We start from the raw sequence: 25,014 nt of genomic DNA on the forward strand, positions 1-25,014 counted from the left end.
CGCGCCATGAGACTTCTGGTGATCGATACGGCGCTCGGCGCCTGCACGGCGGCGGTTTTCGAGGACGAGCGACCCTTGGCCGTTCGTTTCGAACCCATGGCCAAGGGCCATCAGGAACGTTTGGGCGGTCTGGTGCGCGACGTCATGGCCGAGGCCGGCGGGGGGTTTGATGCTCTGGATCGGATCGGGGTCACTGTCGGACCCGGCTCCTTCACCGGCTTGCGGGTCGGTCTGGCCTTCGCCCAGGGGCTGGGCGCCGCCTTGGATCGGCCGGTGGTCGGGGTGTCGGCTCTGGACGGACTGGCTGCGTCTGTGGATCCGGCCGGAACGCCGGTCGCGGCCCTGATCGACGCCCGACGGGGCCAGGTCTACGCCAAGCTGTTCGTCGACGGCGCGGCCGTCGGCCCGGACGAGGCCCTGTCGCTGGACGAAGCGGCGCGACGAATCACCGCCCTGGGGAAAGGGGTTCGACTGGTCGGCTCCGGCGCCGCCGTCCTGGCCGAGGTCTTTCCGGACTTGAACATGGCGTCCGTGGACCCTCGTGTCGCCCCGTCGGCTGGGGCGCTGGCGCGACTGGTCGCAGCTGCTGACCCCGCCGACCATCCGCCCCGCCCCCTGTATCTTCGCGCGCCGGACGCCACCCCGCCCACCCGCCTGCCGGGCCAGCCGCGCCAGCCGGTCAGATGACGCCCGCCGACCCGGCCCAGCTGGCGCGACTGCATGCCCAGGCCTTCGCCGCGCCGTGGAGCGAGGCCGAGTTTGCGGACCTTCTGGGCCAGGCCGGGGTCTTCGCCGTGGTCGAACCCGACGGTTTCATCCTGGTTCGGGTCGTGCTGGACGAGGCCGAAATCCTGACCCTGGCGGTCCGGCCCGAGGCGCGCCGGGCCGGTCTGGGCGGGCGCCTGACGGGGCGGGGGGCGGTGGCCGCCGCCCAGGCCGGAGCCTCGCGTCTGTTTCTGGAGGTGGCCGAAGACAATGTCGCCGCCTGCACCCTGTACGACCGAGCCGGCTTTAGGCCCCTCGGCCGTCGCAAGGCCTATTACGCTGCGCCGGACGGGGGGAGGACCGACGCCCTGGTCCTGAGTCTGGACCTCGCGGCAGATCCTGAAAAGCCGGCGCTTCCCTGAAACGGTCCGACGTCCTATTCTAGGGTCATGGACCGGATCGAAAAACTCTGCGCCGACCGCGGCATGCGTATGACCGAACAGCGTCGGGTGATCGCCCGGGTGCTGTCCTCGGCGGAAGATCACCCGGATGTGGAGGAGCTGTATCGCCGCGCCTCCTCGATCGATCCGCACATCTCGATCGCCACCGTCTATCGCACCGTGCGCCTGTTCGAAGAGGCGGGCGTGGTCGAGAAGCACGACTTCGGGGACGGACGCAGCCGCTATGAAGAGGCGGGCGACGATCACCACGACCACCTGATCGACACCAAGACGGGCGAGGTGATCGAGTTCTTCGACGCCGAGATCGAGAAGCTGAAGACCGAGATCGCCGACCGGCTGGGCTTCGAACTGATCGGTCACAAGCTGGAACTGTACGGCGTGCCGATCGAGGGCGCTGAACCGTCCAAGCGCGAGGGGTTGATCTTCAAGCGCCATGCAGCCCGCGTAAACCCCGCCGATCTGCCCGCAGACGTGGATGCGGGCTGAGCCTCGGTCTTGTCGTCGCCTGTCCGGGCGATCATAAGCCCGGCATGACCGAAATCCGGGTTCAAGAAGCCGAAGCGATGCTGGAGGCGCCGTCAAAGCGCCTGTTCATCAAGACCTACGGCTGTCAGATGAACGTCTATGATTCAGAGCGCATGGCCGACGTCCTGCGCCCTCTGGGCTATGCCGTCACCGAGGACGTCCGGGCCGCCGATTTCGTCATCCTGAACACCTGCCACATCCGCGAAAAGGCGGCGGAGAAGATCTATTCCGAGCTGGGCAAGCTGCGCGAACTTCGCGACATCAAGCGCGAGACCGGCGGCGACCTGACCATCGCGGTCGCCGGCTGCGTCGCCCAGGCCGAGGGCGAAGAGATCATGAAGCGCCAGCCGGCGGTCGACATCGTCGTCGGCCCCCAGGCCTATCACCAGCTGCCGGAGCTTCTGACCCGCACGGCGCGGGCGCGGGGCGAACGGATCGGCGCCGACTTCGCTCCGGACGACAAGTTCGACGCCCTGCCCGCCGCCCGCTTCACTGCGGGTCCGACCGCCTTCCTGACGGTGCAGGAGGGCTGCGACAAGTTCTGCACCTTCTGCGTCGTGCCCTATACGCGCGGCGCCGAATGGTCGCGGCCCATGGTCTCGGTGCTGGAAGAGGCGCGGGCCCTGGCCGGGTGCGGCGTGCGCGAAGTCACCCTGCTGGGCCAGAACGTCAACGCCTATGACGGCGAACGGCCCGATGGCCGCAAGTCGAGCCTGGTTGAGCTGGCCTATGCGCTGGCCGAAATCCCCGGACTGGAGCGGATCCGCTATACCACCAGCCATCCAAACGACATGTCGGACGCCCTGATCGCGGCCCACGGCGATCTGGACGCCCTGATGCCCTATCTGCATCTGCCGGTGCAGGCGGGGTCGGACCGGATCCTGCGGCTGATGAACCGCAAGCACGGGCGTCAGAAATATTTCGACCTGATCGACCGCATCCGCGCCGCGCGACCCGACATCGCCATGGCGGGCGACTTCATCGTCGGCTTCCCCGGCGAGACGGATCGCGAGTTCGAGGACACGCTCGATCTGGTGCGGCGAGTGAACTACGCTTCGGCCTTCGCTTTCATGTATTCGCCTCGCCCAGGCACCCCCGCCGCCGGCATGGGCAAACAGGTCGAGCCGGAGGTCGCCAAGGATCGGCTGCACGCGCTGATCGACCTGCTGACCGAACAGCAGACCGCCTTCAACGCCGCGCAGGCGGGGCGGACCCTGAATGTGCTGTTTGATCGCAAGGGCCGTCACGGCAGCCGTCGCCAAGCGGTGGGACGATCCCCATATCTTCAGTCGGTTCACGTCGATGACGCGGATCATCTGATCGGCCGGATCGTTCCGGTCGAAATCATCGCCGGCCAGCACAACAGCCTGACCGGTCGGCTTGTCGCCCCGGAAGCGGCGGCCCCAGCAGAAAAGGCCGCTTGATGGCGCGAGAATCCGAGTTCGTCCCCCTGAACGACGCCGAACTGCGCGCCGTCGTCGGGCCGAACAGCCGTCACGTCGCCCTGATCGAGGACGCCTTCAAGGTGCTGGTCGAGGCGCCGGGCGGCGGGGTCTCGGTCAACGGCGGCACGCGCGACCGATCCGACGCCCGCCATGTGATCGAGGACCTCGCCAAGCGCGCGGCCCTGGGCGCCGAGGTGACCGAGGCCGATGTGCGCGCGGCCCTCGGCCAGGCGCGGGGCGGCAAGGGCACGCCGGGCATGGCGGCGGCGGGCGTGTCGCTTCCGGGCGGCAAGCGCGGCTCCATTGTGCCCAAGACCAAGGCTCAGGCCGCCTATCTGGACATGCTGGGCCGGTGCGAACTCAGCTTCGGCGTCGGCCCGGCCGGCACCGGCAAGACCTTCCTGGCCGCCGCCTACGGCGCGTCCCTGTTGCGGCGCGGACAGGTGGACCGGCTGGTCATCACCCGTCCGGCGGTCGAGGCGGGCGAGAAACTGGGCTTCTTGCCGGGCGACCTGAACGAGAAGGTCGATCCCTATCTGGCCCCGATCTGGGAGGCGCTGAACGACATCCTCGGCGCCGAGGACGTGCAGCGCCGCCGCGACAAGGGCGAGATCGAGGCCGCCCCCATCGCCTTCATGCGCGGTCGCACCCTCAGCCACGCCTTTGTCATCGTCGATGAGGCCCAGAACACATCGCGCCTGCAGATGAAGATGGTCCTGACCCGTCTGGGCGAGGGCGCGCGGATGGTGGTGACGGGCGACCCGTCGCAGATCGACCTGCTGAACCCGCGCGATTCCGGCCTGGCCCACGCCCTGCGCATCCTCGACGGGGTCAAGGGCGTCGGCATCCTGAAGTTCGAGGCCTCGGACGTGGTGCGTCACGCCATGGTCGAGCGGATCGTGCGCGCCTACGACGCCGACGCCGCAAAAGGGCGTCCAGCTCCGGACCTTGAAGACCCCGCATGATCGAGATCGAAGTCGAGGCCCAGGCCTGGACCGGCGCCCTGCCGGAAACCGAGGCCGTGGTGACGAAGGCGGCCGAGGCCGCGCTTGGCGCCGTCGCGGGCGATGTGGTCGTACTTCTGACCGACGACGAGGCGGTGCGGGAACTGAACGCCCGGTTCCGTGACAAGGACCGGCCGACCAATGTCCTGTCTTTTCCCGCGCCCGAAAGCGCCGCCCCGCACCTGGGCGACATCGTCCTGGCCTACGGCGTCTGTGCATCCGAAGCCCAGGCCCAGGGCAAGTCCCTGTCAGACCATCTGAGCCATCTGATCGTCCACGGCGTCCTGCATCTTCTGGGGCGTGACCACGAGGACGACGCCGAGGCCGAGGAAATGGAGGCCGAGGAGCGCGAGATCCTGGCCGAACTGGGCGTCGCCGATCCCTATGCCGCCGAATCCGCTGACCTTGGGCAGGACGTTTGATCATGTTTCCCGACGCCGCCCTGGACCGGTTCGCCGCCCGTATCCGCGCCCTGCCCGAGCGGCGGCGCGCCCTGACCTGGCGGTTGATCCGCATCGGCCTGGCCCTGATGGCCGGGGCGGGAACAGCCCTGGCCCATCCGCCGTTCGGCGTCCTGATCGGCCTTTTGGGTTATCCGCTGCTGATGATCCTGGCCGAGCGCTCGGACACGGTGCGCGGCGCCTTCTGGATGGGTTGGCTGGCCGGTTTCACCTATTTCTTCATCGGCTGCTGGTGGGTGGCCGAGGCCTTTTTCGTCAATCCGGAACAGGCCTGGATGGCGCCCTTCGCCGCCAGCCTGCTGCCCGCCGGGATCGGCCTGTTCTGGGGGACCGCCTGCGCCCTTTATCGCCGGCTCGCCCCCGTCGGGGTGGTCCGGGTCCTGCTGTTCGCCGCCCTGTTCTGCGCCGCCGAATGGCTGCGCGGCCATGTGCTGACCGGTTTTCCCTGGAACCCAGCCGGGGCGACTTGGCGGGCAGGGGGCGGCATGTCGCAATTCGCCTCGGTCGTCGGCGTCTATGGACTGAGCCTCGTCACGCTCGCGGCCACCGCCGCCCTGGCCCCTCTGGTCGGCCCCGGCGCGGCGCGCAGCCGTCTGATCTCGGCAGGACTGGGTGTCCTGGCCCTGGTTTCGGCGGGCGTCTTCGGCGCCGTGCGGCTGGCGCAGGCCGATCTGCAGTTCACCGACACCCTGGTCCGTCTGGTCCAGGCCGATGTGAAACAGGAGACGAAATGGTCGCCCGAGGCCTATCGCTCCATCGTGGATCGCTATGTGGCCCTGACCGGCCAGCCCGGCGCCCGGGTTCCGGATGTCGTGGTCTGGCCCGAGGGCGCCCTGCCGGCTTCGGCCAACGAGGTTTTCGCCTCGACAGATGCGATGGCCATCGCCGGCGCCCTGCGGCCGGGGCAGACCCTGTTGATGGGGCTGGCGCGCGGCGAGGCGGATCTGACGGCGCCGGGAGGCGGCCGCTATTACAACAGTCTGTTCGCCCTGGCCGACGAAGGCGGGCCCGGCCTTCGGATCGCCGCCGTCTATGACAAGCACCGGTTGGTCCCGTTCGGCGAATATCTGCCGCTGGGTTCGGTCATGACCGCCATCGGCCTGCGCAGTCTGGTGCATATGCCCAGTGATTTCACCGCCGGGCCGACCCCGGCGCCGATCCAGATTCCAGGCGCGCCGCCGGTCCAGGTGCTGATCTGCTATGAAAGCCTCTATCCAGGCTTCACCCCCGGCGCGGCGGGTCGGCCGGACTGGATCGTCAACGCCTCCAACGACGCCTGGTTCGGGGCGACCTCGGGTCCCCGCCAGCATCTGAACCTGGCCAGCTACCGCGCCATCGAAACCGGACTGCCCATCGCCCGAGCGACGCCGACGGGAATTTCGGCCATGATCGACCCCTGGGGCCGGATCGTGGACGGGCAGCGTCTGGACCCCGGCGTCATGGGGGTGATCGACGCTCCTCTGCCGCGCCCGACCGGCGTCACCCCCTATGGACGACTGGGCGACTGGCCTTTCCTGGCGGCCCTGCTGGCCGCCGGGCTCGCCGGCTTGTGGCCGCTGATTCTAAGAACTAGGCTTCGCCCGAATCGGTCAGTGATTTGAGTGGGCGGGGACGGCATGGCGCGTGAGAAGCTCGAGGAGCCGCATCCCGTCGATCGCCACGTCGGCCGCCGCGTTCAGGAAAAACGCCTTGATCTGGGACTGACCCAGACCGCCCTGGCCCGCGCGGTCGGTGTCAGCTTCCAGCAGGTCCAGAAGTACGAGAAGGGCGCAAACCGCGTCTCGGCGTCGAAGCTGTTCGAGATGGCCGAGTTCATGAAGGTGGACATCCCCTTCTTCTTCCAGGGTTTCCACGACGCCCAGCCGGGCGTGGGTGAAGAAGAGGCGCCCGGCTTCGACCACGAGCACAAGCCGACGAAACACAGTGTCGAGATCGCCCGCCTGGCCCCGCGCCTGCCGGCCCGGAACCAGAAGCTGATCCTGGACATGATGCGCGAAATGCTGGGCGAGGGCGCCGACAAGCCGGGCTGAGCCCGATCATCCGACGGCCGTGATCTCCACCGACTGTCCCGCCACTACGGCTTCGTCCCCGACCCGCTTGCCCAGCAGGGCGCGGGCCAGCGGCGAGACATGGCTGACCGAGCCCTTGGCCGGATCCGCCTCGTCCTCGCCGACGATCCGCCAGGTCTGGACCCGGCCGTCCTCGCGTTCGATGGAGACTGAACCGCCGAAGCGCACTCCGCCGTCGTCTGCGGTGGGCTCCTGCAGTTGGGCGGAGGCGCGGCGGGCGGACCAGTAGCGCAGATCCCGCGTCGCGCGCGCCATGGCGGTTCGGTCGCTTTCGATCGAGCCCTTCACCTGGGCGGCGGTATAGGCGGCGCGGGCGGCGGCCAGTTCGGCTTCGATCAGGGCCAGGCCTTCGGGCGTGACCAGATTGGGGTGGGGCGAGATCGGCCGGTCCGCCAGGTCGGCGGCGGTGGCTTCCAGATCTTCTTCTCGGGTGAATGCAACGCTCATGGTTCGGAACATAGGGACCCGCGTCCCTATAGCCAGCGTCGCCGCGAGCGGGCAAAGCGGGGGATGACCCAATCCAAACGTCAAGTTCATGTCATCGGCGCCGGCCCCGCGGGACTGATGGCGGCTGAACGCCTCGCCCAGGCGGGTCTGAACATTGTGGTTCACGAGCGGATGCCGTCCGTCGCGCGCAAATTCTTGATGGCCGGTCGCGGCGGGTTGAATCTGACCCATTCCGAGCCGCTGGACCGGTTCCTGACCCGCTATGGCCCGGCCCAGGCGTCGGTCTCGCGTTGGATCGACGCCTTCACGCCCGCCGACCTGACCGCCTGGGTCGAGGGTCTGGGCCAGCCCACCTTCGTCGGCTCCAGCGGGCGGGTGTTTCCCGACGCGATGAAGACGTCGCCCTTGCTGCGAGCCTGGCTGGCGCGGCTGGAGGGTCTGGGCGTCGAGATCCGCACCCGGTCGCGCTGGACGGGCTGGCGGGATGGGACTCTGGTGTTCGAGACCCCGGACGGAGAACGGTTGGAACGGCCGGACGCCGTGGTCCTGGCCCTGGGGGGCGCCAGCTGGCCGCGCCTGGGTTCGGACGGCGCCTGGAAGCCCTGGCTTGAGGGCGCCGGGGTCGCCGTCGCGCCCTTCCGCCCCGCCAATGTCGGCTTCGACCTCGCCTGGTCGCCGCTGTTCCGTGATCGGTTCGCCGGCCAGCCGCTGAAGGGCGTCGCCGTGACCCATGGGAACAAGACAGCGCGCGGCGAGGCCATGATCGCGCGGTACGGCCTCGAAGGCGGCGCCATCTACGCCCTGTCGGCCGCGCTGCGGACGTCGGTAGAGACGGACGGTCAGGCTGATGTCCGGATCGATCTGAAGCCTGATGTCGCGGTCGGCAAGCTGACCGACCGGCTGTCGAAACCCCGGGGCAAGGCCAGCCTGTCCAACCATCTGCGCAAGGTTGTGGGGCTTGAGCCGGTCGCCGTCGCCCTGCTGTATGAAGTCGGCCCCCTGCCGGTTTCGCCGCGCGCCCTGGCCGAGCGGATCAAGGCCATGCCGTTGACGCTGAAGGGCGTTCAGGGGCTGGAGCGCGCGATCTCTTCCGCCGGCGGGGTGGCGCTGGAGGGCGTCGACAAAAGGCTGATGCTCACCGCCCGACCGGGCGTCTTCGTCGCCGGCGAGATGCTGGACTGGGAGGCGCCGACCGGCGGCTACCTGCTTCAGGCCAGCTTCGCATCCGGCGTCCAGGCGGCGCGCGGCCTTATGGCCTGGCTCGACAGCCGGGACTGACGCGGGCAGGGTTGAACCCCCCGCCATTCTGGAGCTCTCCCCCGATGCGCCACGCCCTGCCCGCCGTTTCCGCCCTCGCCCTGATCATCGCCAGTTCCTCTGCGACCGCGCAGGATAAGCCTGACATCAATGCGTCGCGGATGAATGAGGCCGTGCGCGTTCTGGCGTCGGACGAATTCGAAGGCCGCGCCCCCGCATCGGCGGGCGAGGAAAAGACGGTCGCCTGGCTGGTGGAGCAGTTCCGCGCCGCCGGGGCCGAGGGCGGTGGACCGGACGGGGCCTTCGTCCAGGTCGCCCATCTGTCGCGCACGCGCCAGGACGGCCCCGCCGCCATCTCCGCCCAGGTCGGCGACCGCGCCCTGGTTCTGGAACGTGGAGCGGACGTCCTGGTCTCCAGCGACCGCCCCACCGACCATATCACCGTGACCGACGCCCCCGTCGTCTTCGTCGGCTATGGCGCGACTGCGCCCGAGCGCCAGTGGGACGATTTCAAGGACGTGGACGTGCGGGGCAAGGTCATCGTCGTCCTGGTCAATGATCCGGATTTCGAAGCGCCGGCCGGCGATCCGGTGGCCGGCAAGTTCGACGACAAGGCCATGACCTTCTACGGTCGCTGGACCTACAAATTCCTCGAAGCGGGCCGTCGCGGCGCGGCCGGCGTGCTGGTGGTGCATGAGACGGCCGGCGCCGGCTACGGCTGGTCGGTGCTGCAGAATTCGTCGGCCGCGCCCAAGTTCGACATCGTCCGCGTCGATCCGAACGCCGAGCGCGCCCCTTTCCAGGGCTGGATCCAGCGCGCCAAGGCCGAGGAACTGTTCACCGCCGCCGGCCTGGACTTCGCCACCCTGAAGGACAGCGCCCGTCGCGCCGATTTCCGTCCCATCGTCCTGCCGGGGATGACGATGAGCGTCGATTTCGGACAGATCGCCGACCGGGTGGAAACCAAGAACGTCATCGCCCGCATACCCGGCTCCGAACGACCCAATGAGACCGTCATGTACGGCGCCCACTGGGACGGTTACGGCGTGGGCACGCCCGATGCCTCGGGCGACACGATCTATAATGCGGCCGTGGACAATGCGACCGGGGTGGCGGCCCTGCTGGAGCTGGCCCACGCCTTCGCCGATGCGCCGCGTCCGAAACGTTCGGTGGTCTTCGCCGCCTGGTCGGGCGAGGAGGCGGGCTTGCTGGGTTCGACCTATTACGCGGCCAATCCGGTCTGGCCGCTGGAGACGACCGTGGCCAACATCAATGTCGACAGCCTGCTGCCGGGAACGGAGATCGACCCCAATGTCGTCGTCATCGGCAAGGGCAAGAACCAGCTGGACGAGGTTCTGGCCCGCCATGCGACCGCGACCGGCCGCACCCTGATCGCCGATCCCGCGCCCCAGGCCGGCGCCTTCTATCGCTCGGACCACTTCCCCCTGGCCCTGAAGGGCGTGCCGGCCCTGTTCCCGGCCGCCGGCTTCACCGGCGCCAGCGCCGCCAGCCGCGACTATGTCCAGAACCGCTATCACCAGCCGTCGGACGAATGGGATGCGACCTGGCGCATGGACGCCGCCGCTGCGGATGTGGCCCTGATCTACGCCGTCGGCCGCGACCTGGCCCAGTCCGACGTCTGGCCCGAATGGAACCCCGGCGCCGAGTTCGGCCCCGCGCGGGATCAGTCCAAGGCTCTGCGGCCCTAAGAGGCCGCCGTCTGGAAGGAGGGCACGACGAGCTGCAGCTCGGGCGCGGCGGCGCTGGTCGCGGCGCCCAGCGGCAGGTGCAGGATGAAGGCGGCGCCCTTGCCGGGCTCGCTCTCGACCTCGGCCCAGCCGCCGTGCAGCTCGACCAGGGCCTTGACCAAGGCCAGGCCGACGCCGGGGCCGCCGCGCTCGCGCCGCACGAACCGGTCGAAGACGTGGGCCTGAAGGTGATAGGGGATGCCGCGTCCCGAATCCGAAACGGTCACGCGCATTTCCGACGGGCCCATCTCGGCGGACAGGGTCACGGCGCCGCCTTCGGACACGGCGCGGGCGGCGTTCTCCAGCAGGTGGTTCAGGGCCTGGCCGATGCGGTGGTCGTCCGCGCGGATCGGCTTCAGCCCTGGCGGGCAGGTCACGGTCAGGGTCGCGCCCCGGCCCTCGACCTTTGCGCGCACCCGTTCGGCGGCCTGCTCCAGAAGATCCTGAACACGCACGTCGCCCAGCGACAACTCCATCTCGCCGGCGTCGATCTGGGCCATGTCCAGGACGTCGTCGATGGACCGGGCCAGCTGGCTGGCGGCGACCCGGATGGCGCCCGCATGCTGGCGGCTGCGTTCCGGCAGGTCGCCCATGGTCTCGAGCAGTTCGGAATAGCCGACGATGGTCGTCAGCGGGGTGCGCAGCTCATAGGAGACGCTGCCGACGAACTCGCGTTTCAACGCCTGACTCTCGGCCAGAGCCTGTTCACGCTGAACCAGGGCCTGTTCCAGACCGCGCCGGGCCGTGATGTCCGAGAAGGCGACCAGGGTGGCGCCGTCCGGCAGGGGGCGGGTCTGCCAGGCCGCGATCCGGCCATCGATGGTGCGCCCTTCGCCCGATATGGCGACCCGGCTTTCGGGGTCGGGATCGGCGACGCGAGCCTTCAGACCCAGCCACAGGGCCGGATCGGGCAGGACGGCCTTGCACAGTTCGGCCAGGGCGTCGAAGTCGGTCGAGCCGGCGATCTGTTCCGCCGACAGTTTCCAGAAGGTCTCGAACGCCTCGTTGTGCAACCGCAGCCGTCCGTCCGAACCGAACACCGCGACGGCGTCGTTCAGCTTGTCCAGGGTCGCGGTCTGGACCTGGATCTGGGCGTTGAACCGGCTTCTCAGGTTCAGTTCGTCGGTGATGTCCGAGAAGATCAGCAATATGCCGCCCAGCGGATGGGGCTGGCGCACGACCCGCAGGGTGCGACCGTCCGGAAGCGACCAGCTGTCGTCGGGCGAGGCCTGGGACGCGCCGTAGAACTCCAGCTCGCGCGCCTTCCAGCCCGCATAGTCCATGACCTCGGGCAGGCGGCGACGTTGCCGCAGCCGGTCCAGCAGTTCGGCGTGGGTCGGGCGTTCGTCCAGCCAGGCGGGGTCGATGTCGAACAGGGTCTGGAAGGCGGTGTTATGGAAGGCCAGCCGCTTGGACGGGCCGAAGATGGCCACGGCGTCAGCCAGATGGTTCAGCGTCTCGTCATGGGCGTCGACGTGGCGGCGCAGGGTGTCGCGTGTCTCCTCCGCCTCGGTCACCTCGATGGCGAAGGCGGTGACGGCGCCGCCGCCGGCCGGTTCGGCGATGATCCGCCAGGCGCGGCGATGGCCGCCGCCGGTGGTCCAGCGGAAGCCCTCCTGGCGCACGCCCAACCGCCCGGCTTCCGCGACCAGGGCGTCGGCGCCCCGGTCGAACGACAGGCCCTTGTTCCGCGCCGTCTCGACGCTGTCGGCGCCGATCTCGTGCAGCCAGACCCGGTTGGCCCAGGCCAGTTTGCCGGCGCCGTCCACCACCCAGGTCGGGATCGGCGAGGCGTCGCCCAGCAGGGCCAGGCCGCTCTCGGTCGCGTCGGCGCCGGTCAGCATCACGCGCGACGCCGGTGACAGTCTCAGCCAGGCGCCGCCGCCGGCCACCCGTCCCTCGATCCGCCAGGGTTCGACGTCGCCCAGTTCGATCAGACCTTCGAACGCCTTGCCGGCCGTCACCAGGCCGTCGATCAGCACCACATAGGAGGTCTTCAGCCGGGTCAGCAGGGCGTGTCCCGCCGTATCGCCGCTGGCCTCGGTCAGGCGATCGATCAGTTCGGGCGGGCCGATGGGGGCGCCGCTGGCTTCGCCTTCGGGGGTCAAGGCCAGGCTGACGTCGTCGAAGGCGCGCAACATGCTGTCGTGGCGGCTGAGATCGGCGACGGCCGCCGCCCGCTCGCCCTCAGCCAGGGCCGTGGCGGCGTTCAGCCTGGCGCGCAGACGCAGAGCCCAGGCGCTGACCGCCAGGGCTAGCCCGGCTGCGCCCGCAGTGGCGACATAGGCGATGTCGGCCTCGGCCATTCTTGTCCCTGGGTCCCGCGACCTGATTCGGCGTTCACCATACCGCAAACCCGGCCAGAAAAAGTCAGTCTTCGTCGCGTCATCGCGCCCCGTTGCATGGCGGGCCCCAGACGGCGATAGCGAAGGCATGACCGACGCGACCGCCGATCTCTTCGCCCCCTCCCTCGACGATTTCGCCCGATTGGCGCGCGAGGCGTTCGACGCCCTGCCGGCCGAGTTCCGGGCAGCGGCGGGCGAGGTGGTGTTCCGCATCGACGATTTCGCCGACGAACAGACGCTGGCGGACCTTGAGATCGAGGATCCGTTCGAACTGACCGGCCTGTATCATGGCGTGGACATCGGCCGACGCGACAGCCTGGGACCGGCGGCGGAGCCGTCGCGGGTCTTTCTGTATCGCCGCCCGATCCTGGACGAATGGTGCGAGCGCGGCGACGTCGGCCTGGCCGAACTGATCGCCCACGTCCTGATCCACGAGATCGGCCACCATTTCGGCCTGTCAGACGACGACATCCACGCCATCGAGGACGACGCCGACTGAAGCCTTATTTCGTGGCCGGGTAGGGGGTCGTCACCGCCCCCGAGATCATGCCGGGGATGGCCTCGCCCAGACCCAGCAGGATGAACTGGATCGCCAGGGCGCACAGGATCAGGCCCAGGACGCGCACGATGATGGCCATGCCCACCTCGCCCAACAGGCGGCTGAGCGATCCGGTCATGGCGAAACAGACGAAGGAGACGGCGCAGGCGGCCGCGATGGCGACCAGCGACCCCATGGTTCCGGCATAGCCCAGCTTGGCCGCCTCGCCTGCCTGGATGATGACCGCCGAAATGGCGCCGGGGCCGATCATCAGCGGTATGGCGAAGGGCACCACCAGCCGTTGGAACCGGCGACGGGCGTAGCCGCGCACATCCTGGCCGTCGGCGATGGCGTCCTTGTCGGCGAACAGGGCCAGGAAGTCGCCGCGCGCCATGTCCAGGCCGAGCAGCAGCAGCAATATGCCCCCCGCGATCCGGAAGGCCGCCAGCGAAATGCCGAAGAACTGCAGCAGGCCCAGGCCGGTGAACAGGAAGAAGGCCAGGAAGACGGCGGCGAAGGTGCAGATCAGGGCCGAGACTGAAATCCGCTGGCGCAGGGTCGCCCCGGCGGTCGCGGCGGCGAAGATCGGCAGATTGCCGATGGGATCCAGCAAGGCGAACAGGGTCACGAACAGGTTGACACCCAGATCGACCGCGTTCATCGCCTCGCCTCGCTCTTGAAATTCAACACGCCGGCCGCGCCGACGCACCCCTTGCGTTCCCGCATAGCCGCTCAGCGCGAGTCCGTCGATGACCCAGACCGAAACCTTGGCCCCCAATCGCGGTCCAGACGAACGGATCATCTGCGCTCTGGACGTCCCGACCATCGCCGAGGCGGCCGCCCTGGTCGCGCGGGTCCAGGACGCGGTGGGCTTTTACAAGATCGGGCTGCAGCTGTTCGCGGCGGGCGGCATGGACCTGGCGCGCGACCTCAAGGCCGAGGGCCGCAAGGTGTTTCTGGACTGGAAGCTGCACGACATCGGCGCCACGGTCGAGAAGGCGGCGGCCAATCTGGCGGACGCCGGCTGCGACCTGCTGACCGTTCACGCCCGGCCCCAGGTGATGGCGGCGGCGGCGCGCGGCGTGGCGGGGTCGAGCTTGAAGGTGTTGGGGGTCACGGTCCTGACCAGTCTGACGGCCGAGGATCTGGCCGCCGACGACCACAGTCTGTCGCCGGCCGACCTGGTCGAGCGCCGGGTTCGACAGGCGCTGGACGCCGGGATCGACGGCGTCGTCTCCAGTCCCCATGAGGCGGCGCGGGTGCGTGAGATCGCGGTCGAGGCCGGCCGTCCGGACTTTTTGATCGTGACCCCAGGGGTCCGGCCCGCAGGCTCGGCCCTGGACGATCAGGCCCGGGCCGCTACGCCCGAAGCGGCGCTCCAGGCCGGGGCGACCCATCTGGTGATCGGCCGCCCGATCACGGCGGCGGCCGATCCCCGGGCCGCCGCCCTGGCGGTCGCCGAAAGCATCGCCCTGATCTGATCAGCCGCGCTCGCCCGGCTCCTGGGCGTAATGCTGGCGCGGCGGGGCTTGCGGCGCGACATAGCCGGGGGGCGGGAGGTCGCCGTAATAGTCCTGGACGGGCGGCGGCGCGTGGATTTCGGGCGGCGCGACATGGATCTGGGCCGGGGCGACCTCGACCGGCGGCGCCTGCACATAGACGGGCGGCTGTTCGATATAGACCGGCGGACCGGTCACGATCTCGGGCGGCGCGATGTTCACCTGAGACGGGGCGACATAGATCCGCTGCGGCGCGACATAGACGGGCGGCCCCTGAACCTGGATCGGAGCCTGCACATAGGCGCGCTGCGGCTCGTAATAGCCCCCTTGTTCGTAGCCGCGCTGCTCATAGTGTTCGTACCGCTCCTGATAACGGCCTTCGTACCGATCTTCGCGATAGGCCGGGCGCGGGGCGGGGCGGCAGTCGCAGTCGACCGGACGTTGCGGCTGATAAGGGCGCCAGCCGATATAGTCGCGCCCGAAGCCATAGGTGGGATAGCCGACCGGGGCGCTGACCGGGGCCGGGCCGACGAAGTTCACGGGCGGGCCGGGAATATAGCCGCCCGAATACCCGCCGTCGGCGTAACCGCCGCCGCCGACATAGGTCACGCCGCCGCTGCCGCCGCGGCTGAAGCTGGACGAATGGGAATAGGCGCGGGCGTTGACGGCGGAATAGGCGGCCGCACCGGCATGGGCCGAGGCGCCGGCCCCCGCATTCACGTTCACATTGACGTTGCTGTTGTGGCCGCCGCCGTAATGACCCCCGCCCCCGTGTCCGCCGCCGCAGCTTCCACAGCCCCCGCCATGGCCGCCCGACGGGCCGCCGGCCAGGGCGGGAGCGGCGGACAGCAGAAGGGCCGCAGACGCGGCGGCGATCGTGGACTGTATCGTCACGGGACAGACTCCTCTGAATTGTCTCCGTTCAGGCAAGTCCCGCGCCCCGCAGAATTGCGCCGCGTCAGAAGTCGATGGCCAGGCCCTTCTTCTCCCAGTCGCCGTAACGGGTGGGTTCGGGACCGCTCGGCCCGCCGTGTTCCGGGTCGGTCTGGGCGACCTGTTCGGCCGCGCGACGATCAGCCGCTTCCAGCAGGGCGCGGCGCGCGACTTCGCTCAGCGGCTTCTCCGGCGTCGCATGGGGGATTTCGGCGTTGAAAACAGGCGCGTTTTCATTGTCGGGCGAGGGGGCGGTCCCCTCGGGGGTGGGATGTTCGGTCACAGGTCGGCTCCCTTGAGGGCGGCGTCTCATGGCCTCAAATAGTCGATTGAAGCCGCGACGCCAGAGAAACCGGATGATCGCGGATGGAACGACGATGAACCATCTGAAGACCTTCATCCTTCTGGCCGCCTTGACCGCCCTGTTCGGGGGGGTGGGTTATCTGATCGGCGGCGCGACGGGCATGGCCGTGGCCCTGGTGTTCGCCGGCGGGATGAACCTGTTCAGCTACTGGAACGCCGACAAGATCGTGCTGAAGATGTACCGGGCCCAGCCGGTCGACGAGCAACATCCGAATGCGGTGGTGCGCAACTATGTCGCCGATGTGCGCCAGATGGCCCGCGACGCCGGCCTGCCCCAGCCCCAGGTCGCCATCATTCCCAACGACCAGCCCAACGCCTTCGCCACCGGCCGCAATCCGGAACGGGCCGCCGTCTGCGCCACCACCGGCCTGCTGGACATGCTGACGCGCGAGGAGGTGCGCGGGGTGATGGCGCACGAACTGGCCCATGTGAAGAACCACGACACCCTGATCATGACGGTGACCGCCACCATCGCCGGCGCCATCGCCGCCCTGGCCAATTTCGCGCTGTTTTTCGGCGGCGGCGAGGACCGCGAGCGACCGGGCGGCATCATCGGAACCCTGGCCCTGATGATCCTGGCGCCCATGGCCGCCGGCCTGGTGCAGATGGCGATCAGCCGGGGCCGCGAATACGAGGCCGACCGTATCGGCGCCGAGATCGCCGGCGACCCCCAGGCCCTGGCCTCGGCCCTGCAGAAGATCGACGCCTACGCGAAGCGGATCCACAATCCGACGGCCGAACGCAATCCGGCCTCGGGCCAGATGTTCATCATCAATCCTCTGGCGGGACGCGGCGCCGACAACCTGTTCTCGACCCATCCGGCCACGGTCAACCGGGTGCGCGCCTTGGCGGAGCTGGGCGCCAAGACGGGGATGCGCCCTCGCGCGGCGGCGACGACGCCGTTCGTCTCGGCGGTTCCTGTCACGCCACGTCGCACGATCACCGGCGTGCCGACCACGCCGCCGGAGCCACGCGGACCCTGGGGCTGATCGCCGCGCTTTGGGCCGCTTTTGCCGTTTGCGCTAGGCGTGCGGATCAATTCAGATGCGGGCCTGACCAAACAAGGGGGTTCCATGTCGCGTCTGCTTGCCTTCGTTTCCGCTGCCGCTCTGCTCGCCACGCCCGTCGCCGCCCAGTCGGTGGATCGGGTCGTCGTCAACGGCATCATCGACCAGGGGCTGAACCACAGCCAGGTCATGCAGACTGCGGCCTATCTGACCGACCGGATCGGCGGGCGGATGACCAACTCCCCGCAGATGCGCGAGGCCGAACAATGGTCTCAGCAGCGGTTCCGCGACTGGGGCCTGTCCAATGTCCGGGCGGAAGGGTTCGAGTTCGGCCGGGGCTGGTCCATCGTCCACTCCAGCGCCCGCATGACGGCGCCGCGCCCGCTGGACCTGCGCGCCATCCCGGTGGCCTGGACCCCGTCGACCAACGGCACGATCAGCGGCGGGGTGATCGTCGCCCCGATCTCCAAGGTCGAGGACTTCGACAAATGGCGCGGCAAGCTGTCCGGCAAGATCGTCATGCTGTCGCAACCCGGCACGGGGTCCGAGCCGACGGAACCGGCCTTCAAACGCTGGACCAGCGCCGAACTGGCCGAGCGGAACACCTATTCCCAGCCGCAGTATTCCCCCATCGCCATCCAGAAGCAGCTGGAGACCGCTGACTTCGCCGCCAAGCTGGACGCCTTCCTGGTCGAACAGGGCGCCCTGGCCTGGGTGAAGATCTCCCAGCGCGACGGCGGCCTGCTGCACGGCACAGGCTACACCTATCAGGTGGGAGCCACGCCGAAGCTGGCGGGGATGGAGCTGGCGGCCGAGGACTATCGCCGCCTCGCGCGTCTCGCCCTGACCGATGCGCCGCCGACCCTGGAGCTGAACAGCGAGGTCCGGTTCCACGACGAGGACGTCAACGCCTACAACATCCTGGCCGACATCCCCGGCACGGCGCGGGGCGCTGAATATGTCATGGCCGGCGCCCACCTGGACAGTTGGGTAGCTTCGGACGGCGCAGTGGACAACGCGGCCGGCAGCGCGGTCGTCATGGAGGCGGCGCGTATCCTCAAAACCCTGGGCGTCCGGCCCAAGCGCACCATCCGCTTCGCCCTGTGGAGCGGCGAGGAACAGGGCATATTGGGCTCCCTGGCCTATGTGGACCAGCATCTGGCGACGCGCGCGCCTGCGACCGATCCGGCCTTGGCGGCCCTGCCCAACAATCGCACCTGGCGCAACCGCTGGCCGGTCGAACCGCGCCCCGGCTATGGCGATCTGGTCGCCTATTTCAACATCGACAATGGCTCGGGCAAGATTCGCGGTATCAATGCCGAGGGCAATGTCGCCGCCGCGCCGATCTTCCAGGAATGGCTGGCGCCCTTCGCCAGCATGGGGGCCACGACCGTCTCCCTGCGCCCGTCCGGCGGCACCGACCACGTCTATATGCAGACCGTCGGCATCCCCGGCTATCAGTTCATCCAGGACCCGCTCGACTATTCCAGCCGCCTGCACCACACCAGCATCGACAGCTATGACCACCTGAAGGCCGAGGATATGCGTCAGGCGGCCGTCATTCTGGCCAGCTTCCTGCTGAACGCCGCCAATCGTGACGAGCCCCTGCCGCGCATGCCGCTGCCGACCCAACCCACGCCCAGCGATCCGTTCGAATATCCGGCGGACTGAGATCGACGCCTGATGAGGGGGCGGCGGGAACGCAGCCCCCTTTTTTACCGGGTCAGTCGCGCTCGACGCACAGGGCCACGCCCATGCCGCCGCCGATGCACAGGGTCGCCAGGCCCTTCTTGGCGCCCGATCGTTTCATTTCGAACAGCAGGGTGGTCAGGATGCGGGCGCCCGAGGCGCCGATGGGATGGCCGATGGCGATGGCGCCGCCGTTGACGTTGACCTTGGCCGGGTCGAGGCCCAGTTCCTTGACCACGCACAGGCTCTGGGCGGCGAAGGCCTCGTTGGATTCCACCAGATCCAGGTTAGCGACGGTCCAGCCCGCCTTTTCCAGCGCCTTCTTCGAGGCGGGGATCGGCCCCGTGCCCATGATCGACGGGTCGACCCCGGCGGTGGCGTAGGAGGCGATGCGGGCCAGGGGCTCCAGGCCGCGGGCCTTCGCCTCATCGGCGCTCATCAGCACCAGGGCGGCGGCGCCGTCGTTCAGGCCTGAGGCGTTGGCGGCGGTGACGCTGCCCTCCTTGGCGAAGGCCGGCCGCAGTTTCTGCATCAGCTCGATGGTCGCGCCGTGGCGGATGTATTCGTCCTTGTCGACGACGACGTCGCCCTTCTTGCCGGGAATGACGACCGGAACGATCTCGGCGTCGAACCGACCTGCGTTTTGCGCCGCCTCGGCCTTGTTCTGGCTGGCGAGGGCGAATTCGTCCTGGGCCTCACGGGTGATGGCCCACTTGTCGGCGATATTCTCGGCCGTCTGGCCCATGTGATAGCCGTTGAAGGCGTCCCACAGCCCATCCTGGATCATGGTGTCGATCAAGGCGACGTCGCCCATCTTGTGGCCGGCGCGGAGCTGCTGGGCGTGCGGCGCCTGGCTCATGCTCTCCTGGCCGCCGGCGACGACGATCTTCGCATCGCCCAGCGCGATCTGCTGGGCGGCGATGGCCACGGCGCGCAGGCCCGAGCCGCAGATCTGGTTCAGGCTCCAGGCCGTCGCCGCCTGGCGCACGCCGGCGCCGATTGCGGCCTGACGGGCCGGGCCCTGTCCGGCGGCGGCCTGCAGCACATGGCCCAGGATCACCTCATCGACCTCATCGCCCGAGACGCCCGCCCGTTCCAGCGCCGCCCGAATGGCGACCTCGCCCAGTTTCGACGCCGGCAGCGCGGACAGGGCCCCCAGGAAGGACCCGACGGGCGTGCGGGCGGCGGAGACGATGACGACCTCGGTCATGGGATTTCACTCGATGCGGAATAATGAGTTGCCGTTTTGCCGCATCCCGGCGGCTTCGTCACCTGTGGCCGAAACAGACCGCCGCAGATTCAGTCATTCGTCACCCTGTCGGCGCATTCTGGAGGAACGATACGGACGATCCCGGATTTGATTGGCCATGCTCCGCACGCTGAAACGCTTCGCCGCCCACGTCTGCACGCCGGACGAGCTGGACATGATCGAGCACTACCAGACGCGCGCCGAAAGACTGGCGGACCTCTGGGTCCATGTCGTCGGTCTGATGCTGGCGGCGGTCGGGGGCGTCATCCTGGCCGGTCTGGCGGGAGTCTACGCCGGAATCGGCGGGGTCATGGCCACGGCCATCTACGCCCTGTGTCTGGTCGGCATGCTGACCGCTTCGACGATTTACAACTGGACCAGGCCCTGCGCCGCGCGACCCGTGCTGCGACGGCTCGACGAGGCGGCCATCTTCCTGATGATCGCCGGCAGTTATACGCCCTTCACCACCCAAAGATTCGAAGGACTGTGGTCGGTCGGTTTCACCGCCCTGATCTGGACCCTGGCCTTCGTGGGCGCCGGGGTGAAACTGTTCGCGCCACGCATTTCCGACAAGTTCTGGAGCGGCGTCTATGTGGTGTTCGGCTGGCTGGCCGTGGCCGCGCTCAAGCCCATGGTCGAGACGGTCCATCCGGTCGCCCTGGCCCTGCTGGTGATCGGCGGTCTGATTTACACCGCCGGCGTCCTGGTCTTCATCAGCCCCAAGGTGCGTTTCCGCCGCGCCATCTGGCACGGCTTCGTCGTCACCGGCGCGACGGTCCACTGGACGGCGGTTCTGGTGGGTGTCGTGCTGGCCCCGGCGATGAGCCACTAGATATCCGTCCGATCCCTGCGTCTTTAGGCCGCCGAAACCCCCCTCTGGCGCATCGCGTCGCAACGGAGGATAGTGACGCGTTGCAACATCGCGAGAACAAGCGTGGCTGACGAAAAGATCAAGGGTGGAAAACACGGCGACGGCGCCCAGGTCGTCATCAAGAAGTATGCGAACCGCAGGCTCTATAATACGCGGACCAGCGCCTATGTGACGCTGGAGGACCTGGCCGCCATGGTGCGCGAAGGCACCGAGTTCGTCGTCTATGACGCCAAGACCAATGACGACCTGACCCGTCAGATCCTGACCCAGATCATCTTCGAGGAAGAGAGCCGGGGCGAAGCCCTGTTGCCGGTTCAGTTCCTGCGCCAGCTGATCGGATTTTACGGCGGCTCCATGCAGGGGGTTCTGCCCTCCTATCTGGAGATGTCGCTGGCCAATTTCGGCCGCCAGCAGGAACAGTTCGCCAGTCAGATGAGCCGGGCCTTCGGCACGGGGTCGGGCGCGACCCTGATGGAGGAGGCGGCCAAGGCGAACATGGCCATGTTCGAACGGGCCATGCAGATGTTCCCGGCCTTCGGCTATTCCCGGACCGAGTCCCAGGCGATGACGACTGAAACCGGGGACGGGGCTCCAGCGGCGCCTGACGCCTTGGACGAGATGCGTCGCCAGATGGACGAGATGCGCGCCCAGATCGATCGTCTGGCGGGCGGGGCGAAGGCGATATGACCGAGCGCATCCGGGCGGTCGGCGGGCCTGAGCGGATCGATCGCCGCGAAGGCGAGCGCCGGGAACGCGAGCGGCGGGCCGAGCATGAGGCGTCCCGCGCCCTGGTCCCGATCGAACCCGCCGAACCCGAGTTCAAGCCCGAAACCGCCCCGGCAAGACCTGCCGTCCATGTGGCGGCCGAGCCGGGGGCGGCCGCCTTTTTCGCGCAGCAGATGGGACAGCGCGGCCAGAAGCGCGGTCTGCGCGGCGGCCCACCCGTGCTGGGCGCCGCCCGCGCCGCCTATCTGGGGACCGAATATTCGGGCGAGGCCGAGCGTCGCCCTCCGGCCGGCCAGGCGGCCAAGACCGACATCTGATCGCCGCAGGGTCCAAGCGGCACGGGGTTTGCTGGGGCGGGGGCAGGACGCCTCTTTTCGGACCAGCCCATGCCCGCGCTTCATCTCGCCGCCAAGGTTTTCGACGTCGCCGTCGTGGCCCTGATCTTTACGGCTTTTTCTTAGGGGGCCTATCGCCCTTCGGGCGACTTGAGGCCCGCACCCGTCAGCCCGCCAGGTCGAAGTCCTTGCGGGACGAGATGATGGTGACGATGAAGCCGGCCAGGACGTCCAGCAGGATCATCACCACGATCAGGAAGAAGGTCGAGGTGGCGAAGCCGCGGATCAGCAGGAACTCGACCAGAACGACGATGAACAGGACCATCGACAGGGCGTGATTGACGATGGCGACCTTCTGGCTGGAGGTCGACTTGATCAGCTCGAAGAACAGCAGGATCAGGCCCAGGAACAGGATCAGGTCGCCCGAACCGATATTCCACTGGGCGCCGGACGCCATCGGGATGGAGAACATCGGATCACGCAACAGGGCGTCGGCCTGGGCCATGCCCATGTCGCCCGGGGCGCCGAACAGCACGACGATATTGTACAGGATCACCGGGATCAGCAGCAGGGGTATGGCGATCAGCATGGCGGTCCTCCCCGGCGCAACGGCTGCGCTTGTTAAGCTTGATTAACTCTATTTGACCGGTTTCGCCACGCCGGAGGTGTGACGGCGCCCTCAGTGGCGGGGAAATCCGCCTGCGCGGCTGAGGGCGGACGGGGCCGGGCGGCCGAGGGCCTCGCCGATCCAGCGGGCCGTGGCGATCAGGGCGTCCAGATCATAGCCGGTCTCGAATCCGCCGCGCGCCAACATATAGACCAGGTCCTCGGTGGCGATATTGCCGGTGGCGCCCGGGGCGAAAGGACAGCCGCCGATGCCGCCGACCGAGGCGTCCAGCACGTCGATCCCGGCCTCGACCCCGGCGTAGGCGTTGGCCAGGCCGGTGTTGCGGGTGTCGTGGAAATGCAGGCGGAGCACGGCGTCGGGCGCGGCCTTGCGGGCCGCCTCGACCTTGCGCGTCACGGCCCAGGGATCGCCGGCGCCGATGGTGTCGGCCAGGCCGATCTCTGCGACGCCCAGGTCCGCCAAGGCCCCGACCACGTCCGTCACCTGATCCACCGAGACCTCGCCCTCGAATGGACAGCCCCAGACGCACGAGATCATGGCCGACAGGGACGGGGCGCCGTCCGAGGCTTCCGCATTGTGCCGACGGGCGACGATCTCGCCCAGCATGGCCAGCTGGTCCTTCACCGACAGGCCCTGGTTCTTCAGGCCGAAGCCGTCGGTGGCGGCCACCGAGACATTGACCTCGTCCACCCCGGTCGCCAGGGCCCGGTCATAGCCCTTGCCGTTCAGGACCAGGCCGATGCGGCTGCGGCCCGTTGCGTGCGGCAGGGCGGCCATGACGGCTTCTGCGCCCGCCATCTGCGGCACATATCTGGGATGGACGAAGGAGACGGCCTCGATCCGTCGGGCGCCGGCCGCTTCCAGCCGCCGCACCAGATCGGCGCGGACGGCGGGGTCCAGCACGGTTTTCTCGTTCTGCAGCCCGTCGCGGGGCCCCACTTCGACGATCTGGACGAACCGGCTCATGGGGCTTCGCCTGCGTCATCGCCTGTTCCGGGCCGAGGCGGCGGCGCATAGACGGTCAGGGTCATCTCGTCCCCGCCCGAATAGTTGTAGCCCCGCACCACCCCGACGGCCCGGCCCGAAACCCCTAACCGGCCGGCGGCGTCGCGGAAGGCGTCGGCGTCGCGCGCCTCGACGATGGCGGGCCGTCCCTCGGCCAGGGCGCGGGCGGCGCCCTCGGCGTCGGTCAGGTCCGTGTCCCGGCCGGTCAGGAAGACGAAGCTGGGCTCATGATAGGTGGTGATGGCCACCGGGCCGGGGGTGCGGCCCTGGCGCGGATGCAGGTCGGCGGCCTCCAGCGTCTTCTCCAGCTGGGGGGCGATGGCCAGGGGGCGCAGCTGACGGATGGTCCCGGCCAGGGCGCCATGGGCCACGATGCCGAAGGCCAGGGACGCGACCAGGGCCGCGACCGGTGCCCGGTTCAGCAGCAGGAAGGCGCCCATGGCCGCCGCCGCCAGGGTCGTGACCACGGTCAGGGCGGCCCAGGTCTGGGCCGTCGAGGTGCCATAGACCGTCAGCCCATAGACGGTGACGCCGATGATCAGCAGGGCGGCGAACAGGGCCAGGGCCGCGCCGGTGATGCGCGAGACCTTGCCGATGGGCCGCGCCAGGGCGGCGGCGGCCAGCAGGGCCAGGGCTCCGAAGGTCGGCAGGGTGTAGTGCCACAGCTTGGTCGGGGCCAGTTCGAACATCAGCCAGCCGGGAACCAGCCAGCAGACCAGGAAGCGGATGGCCGGCTCGGCCCGCCGGCTCCAGCCGGTCGAGACGGCGGCCGGCAGCAGCAGGGTCGAGGGGAAGAAGAGCAGGGGCGCCAGCAGCAGATACAGGCCGGGGAAGCCCGAATGGCTTTCGTGGGCGCCGGCGATCTTGGGGGCCAGGTCGCCGCCGATGGCTTCGCGCCAGAAGCCGCCGTCGGTGGCGATGGTGATGGCGATGGCCCAGGGCCCGACCATCAGGGCGACCAGGGGCAGGCCCCAGCCCCAGCCGAGGCGGGACAGCCATTTGATGTTCCGGTCCCAGATCGACAGGGCGATCACGGCCAGGGCGATGACCAGAAGCCCGATCGGTCCCTTGATCAGGATCGACAGGCCGACCCCGATCCAGAACAGCAGCTTGTGCGGCCGGATCGGCCGTTCCCCGGCCCGGGTCGCCATATAGATCCGCGCCAGGGCCGCCATGGCCAAGGTGGTGGCGCCGCACAGCATGGCGTCGGTCTTGGCGATGCCCGCCTCGGTCGACAGCAGGAAGGTGGCCCCCATGATCGCGCCGCCGAAGAAGCCGACGCGGGCGCCCAACAGAGCCGATCCGGCCCAGGCCACGGCCCAGGCGGCCAGCATGGCGCCGAGCAGGGACGGAATCCGGTAAGGGGCGATGTCGCGATCCTCGACATCCGAGGTCAGGGCGACGGCGACGGCCTGCATCCAGTAGATGCCGACCGGCTTCTTCCAGCGCGGCTCGTCCTGATAGCGAATATCGACATAGTCGCCGCTCTCCAGCATCTGGGACGTGGCCTGGGCGAAGCGGCTCTCGTCGCGGTCCAGCGGCGGCAGCAGCAGCAGGCCGGGCAGGCCGGCGATCAGCGTCAGCAGGGCCGCCAGGAGCGGACCTTTCCAGCCGGCGATGCGGCGATCCAGATCGAAAGTCTTCATGAGAGACTCCTTACACGGCGACCGGCCCGTCGTCAGCCGTCTCCCCTAAGCCGTCGAT

At 68.9% G+C, this 25,014-nt stretch carries 26 protein-coding genes; 17 read left to right on the plus strand and 9 right to left on the minus strand.

Going from position 1 to position 25,014, the window contains the following annotated elements:
• Positions 1-6 precede the first annotated feature (6 nt).
• The 8 genes from tsaB to GGR11_RS11305 all read left to right on the plus strand — a co-directional run bounded on the left by tsaB (position 7) and on the right by GGR11_RS11305 (position 6,631).
• On the plus strand, positions 7-687 hold the full coding sequence (tsaB, locus tag GGR11_RS11270; RefSeq protein WP_183197053.1) for a tRNA (adenosine(37)-N6)-threonylcarbamoyltransferase complex dimerization subunit type 1 TsaB: 681 nt from the start codon (positions 7-9) through the stop codon (positions 685-687).
• The gene (locus GGR11_RS11275) at positions 684-1,127 is read left to right on the plus strand and encodes a GNAT family N-acetyltransferase (RefSeq protein ID WP_183197055.1); all 444 of its coding nucleotides are present in this window, start codon (positions 684-686) and stop codon (positions 1,125-1,127) included. The genes tsaB and GGR11_RS11275 overlap by 4 nt, the downstream gene beginning before the upstream one ends.
• 27 nt (positions 1,128-1,154) lie before the next feature.
• Entirely contained in the window at positions 1,155-1,652 is a 498-nt protein-coding gene (locus tag GGR11_RS11280) for a Fur family transcriptional regulator (RefSeq protein ID WP_008259871.1), read from the plus strand.
• 77 nt (positions 1,653-1,729) lie between these two features.
• Entirely contained in the window at positions 1,730-3,115 is a 1,386-nt protein-coding gene (gene miaB / locus GGR11_RS11285; RefSeq protein WP_183197836.1) for a tRNA (N6-isopentenyl adenosine(37)-C2)-methylthiotransferase MiaB, read from the plus strand.
• On the plus strand, positions 3,115-4,101 hold the full coding sequence (locus tag GGR11_RS11290; RefSeq protein ID WP_183197056.1) for a PhoH family protein: 987 nt from the start codon (positions 3,115-3,117) through the stop codon (positions 4,099-4,101). Before miaB ends, GGR11_RS11290 begins: the two co-directional genes overlap by 1 nt.
• The gene (ybeY, locus tag GGR11_RS11295; protein WP_183197059.1) at positions 4,098-4,562 is read left to right on the plus strand and encodes an rRNA maturation RNase YbeY; all 465 of its coding nucleotides are present in this window, start codon (positions 4,098-4,100) and stop codon (positions 4,560-4,562) included. The genes GGR11_RS11290 and ybeY overlap by 4 nt, the downstream gene beginning before the upstream one ends.
• A gap of 107 nt (positions 4,563-4,669) precedes the next feature.
• Positions 4,670-6,202, plus strand: coding sequence for an apolipoprotein N-acyltransferase (gene lnt, locus GGR11_RS11300; RefSeq protein ID WP_425485678.1), 1,533 nt, complete (start codon positions 4,670-4,672; stop codon positions 6,200-6,202).
• A gap of 15 nt (positions 6,203-6,217) precedes the next feature.
• Complete coding sequence (locus GGR11_RS11305) at positions 6,218-6,631, plus strand: helix-turn-helix domain-containing protein (RefSeq protein WP_035310355.1); 414 nt, start codon at positions 6,218-6,220, stop codon at positions 6,629-6,631.
• Between the two features lie 6 nt (positions 6,632-6,637).
• On the opposite strand, the gene greA is transcribed toward GGR11_RS11305, so the two are convergent.
• Positions 6,638-7,117: a transcription elongation factor GreA gene (greA, locus tag GGR11_RS11310; RefSeq protein ID WP_183197063.1), complete on the minus strand. Its 480-nt coding sequence runs from the start codon at positions 7,115-7,117 to the stop codon at positions 6,638-6,640.
• Between the two features lie 63 nt (positions 7,118-7,180).
• Here greA and GGR11_RS11315 point away from each other — a divergent pair, with 63 nt between their 5' ends.
• A complete protein-coding gene (locus GGR11_RS11315; RefSeq protein ID WP_183197065.1) occupies positions 7,181-8,395 on the plus strand; it encodes a TIGR03862 family flavoprotein in 1,215 nt (404 codons plus the stop codon).
• A 44-nt stretch (positions 8,396-8,439) separates the two neighbouring features.
• Positions 8,440-10,083 carry a M28 family metallopeptidase gene (locus GGR11_RS11320; protein ID WP_183197067.1) on the plus strand — a complete coding sequence of 548 codons (1,644 nt, stop codon included), beginning with the start codon at positions 8,440-8,442 and terminating at the stop codon, positions 10,081-10,083.
• Here the strand turns inward: GGR11_RS11320 and GGR11_RS11325 are convergent.
• Positions 10,080-12,428, minus strand: coding sequence for a sensor histidine kinase (locus tag GGR11_RS11325; RefSeq protein ID WP_183197068.1), 2,349 nt, complete (start codon positions 12,426-12,428; stop codon positions 10,080-10,082). The genes GGR11_RS11320 and GGR11_RS11325 overlap by 4 nt on opposite strands.
• A gap of 127 nt (positions 12,429-12,555) precedes the next feature.
• On the opposite strand from GGR11_RS11325, the gene GGR11_RS11330 reads away from it, so the two are divergent.
• Complete coding sequence (locus tag GGR11_RS11330) at positions 12,556-12,966, plus strand: metallopeptidase family protein (protein ID WP_008263498.1); 411 nt, start codon at positions 12,556-12,558, stop codon at positions 12,964-12,966.
• Positions 12,967-12,970: 4 nt separating this feature from the next.
• Here the strand turns inward: GGR11_RS11330 and GGR11_RS11335 are convergent, their stop codons facing one another.
• A complete protein-coding gene (locus tag GGR11_RS11335) occupies positions 12,971-13,666 on the minus strand; it encodes a MarC family protein (RefSeq protein WP_183197070.1) in 696 nt (231 codons plus the stop codon).
• 88 nt (positions 13,667-13,754) lie between these two features.
• Here GGR11_RS11335 and pyrF point away from each other — a divergent pair, with 88 nt between their 5' ends.
• Positions 13,755-14,486, plus strand: coding sequence for an orotidine-5'-phosphate decarboxylase (pyrF, locus tag GGR11_RS11340; RefSeq protein WP_183197072.1), 732 nt, complete (start codon positions 13,755-13,757; stop codon positions 14,484-14,486).
• Here the strand turns inward: pyrF and GGR11_RS11345 are convergent, their stop codons facing one another.
• On the minus strand, positions 14,487-15,398 hold the full coding sequence (locus GGR11_RS11345; RefSeq protein WP_183197074.1) for a hypothetical protein: 912 nt from the start codon (positions 15,396-15,398) through the stop codon (positions 14,487-14,489).
• A 64-nt stretch (positions 15,399-15,462) separates the two neighbouring features.
• Positions 15,463-15,720 (minus strand): DUF1674 domain-containing protein, encoded by a 258-nt coding sequence (locus tag GGR11_RS16945; protein WP_183197076.1) that lies wholly within the window; start codon positions 15,718-15,720, stop codon positions 15,463-15,465.
• Positions 15,721-15,814: 94 nt separating this feature from the next.
• Here GGR11_RS16945 and htpX point away from each other — a divergent pair, with 94 nt between their 5' ends.
• Together htpX and GGR11_RS11360 are read left to right on the plus strand one after the other, a co-directional pair.
• Entirely contained in the window at positions 15,815-16,789 is a 975-nt protein-coding gene (gene htpX, locus GGR11_RS11355; protein ID WP_183197078.1) for a zinc metalloprotease HtpX, read from the plus strand.
• 84 nt (positions 16,790-16,873) lie between these two features.
• Positions 16,874-18,478 carry a M20/M25/M40 family metallo-hydrolase gene (locus tag GGR11_RS11360; RefSeq protein ID WP_183197080.1) on the plus strand — a complete coding sequence of 535 codons (1,605 nt, stop codon included), beginning with the start codon at positions 16,874-16,876 and terminating at the stop codon, positions 18,476-18,478.
• 52 nt (positions 18,479-18,530) lie between these two features.
• Here GGR11_RS11360 and GGR11_RS11365 read toward each other — a convergent pair whose 3' ends face one another.
• Positions 18,531-19,706: an acetyl-CoA C-acetyltransferase gene (locus GGR11_RS11365; RefSeq protein ID WP_183197082.1), complete on the minus strand. Its 1,176-nt coding sequence runs from the start codon at positions 19,704-19,706 to the stop codon at positions 18,531-18,533.
• A gap of 157 nt (positions 19,707-19,863) precedes the next feature.
• On the opposite strand from GGR11_RS11365, the gene trhA reads away from it, so the two are divergent.
• The 3 genes from trhA (at position 19,864) to GGR11_RS11380 (ending at position 21,659) form a co-directional block, all read left to right on the plus strand.
• On the plus strand, positions 19,864-20,577 hold the full coding sequence (gene trhA / locus GGR11_RS11370) for a PAQR family membrane homeostasis protein TrhA (protein ID WP_183197084.1): 714 nt from the start codon (positions 19,864-19,866) through the stop codon (positions 20,575-20,577).
• Positions 20,578-20,679: 102 nt separating this feature from the next.
• Positions 20,680-21,303 (plus strand): polyhydroxyalkanoate synthesis repressor PhaR, encoded by a 624-nt coding sequence (gene phaR / locus GGR11_RS11375; protein ID WP_183197086.1) that lies wholly within the window; start codon positions 20,680-20,682, stop codon positions 21,301-21,303.
• Complete coding sequence (locus GGR11_RS11380) at positions 21,300-21,659, plus strand: hypothetical protein (protein WP_183197088.1); 360 nt, start codon at positions 21,300-21,302, stop codon at positions 21,657-21,659. The genes phaR and GGR11_RS11380 overlap by 4 nt, the downstream gene beginning before the upstream one ends.
• Positions 21,660-21,843: 184 nt before the next feature.
• Here GGR11_RS11380 and GGR11_RS11385 read toward each other — a convergent pair whose 3' ends face one another.
• From GGR11_RS11385 to GGR11_RS11395, 3 genes are all read right to left on the minus strand, one after another.
• The gene (locus tag GGR11_RS11385) at positions 21,844-22,266 is read right to left on the minus strand and encodes a hypothetical protein (protein ID WP_183197090.1); all 423 of its coding nucleotides are present in this window, start codon (positions 22,264-22,266) and stop codon (positions 21,844-21,846) included.
• Positions 22,267-22,356: 90 nt separating this feature from the next.
• On the minus strand, positions 22,357-23,271 hold the full coding sequence (locus GGR11_RS11390) for a hydroxymethylglutaryl-CoA lyase (RefSeq protein ID WP_183197092.1): 915 nt from the start codon (positions 23,269-23,271) through the stop codon (positions 22,357-22,359).
• Positions 23,268-24,956, minus strand: coding sequence for an ArnT family glycosyltransferase (locus GGR11_RS11395; protein WP_183197094.1), 1,689 nt, complete (start codon positions 24,954-24,956; stop codon positions 23,268-23,270). The genes GGR11_RS11390 and GGR11_RS11395 overlap by 4 nt, the downstream gene beginning before the upstream one ends.
• Positions 24,957-25,014: the final 58 nt, after the last annotated feature.

It is taken from the genome of Brevundimonas mediterranea, assembly GCF_014196125.1.
Lineage (GTDB): Bacteria > Pseudomonadota > Alphaproteobacteria > Caulobacterales > Caulobacteraceae > Brevundimonas > Brevundimonas mediterranea.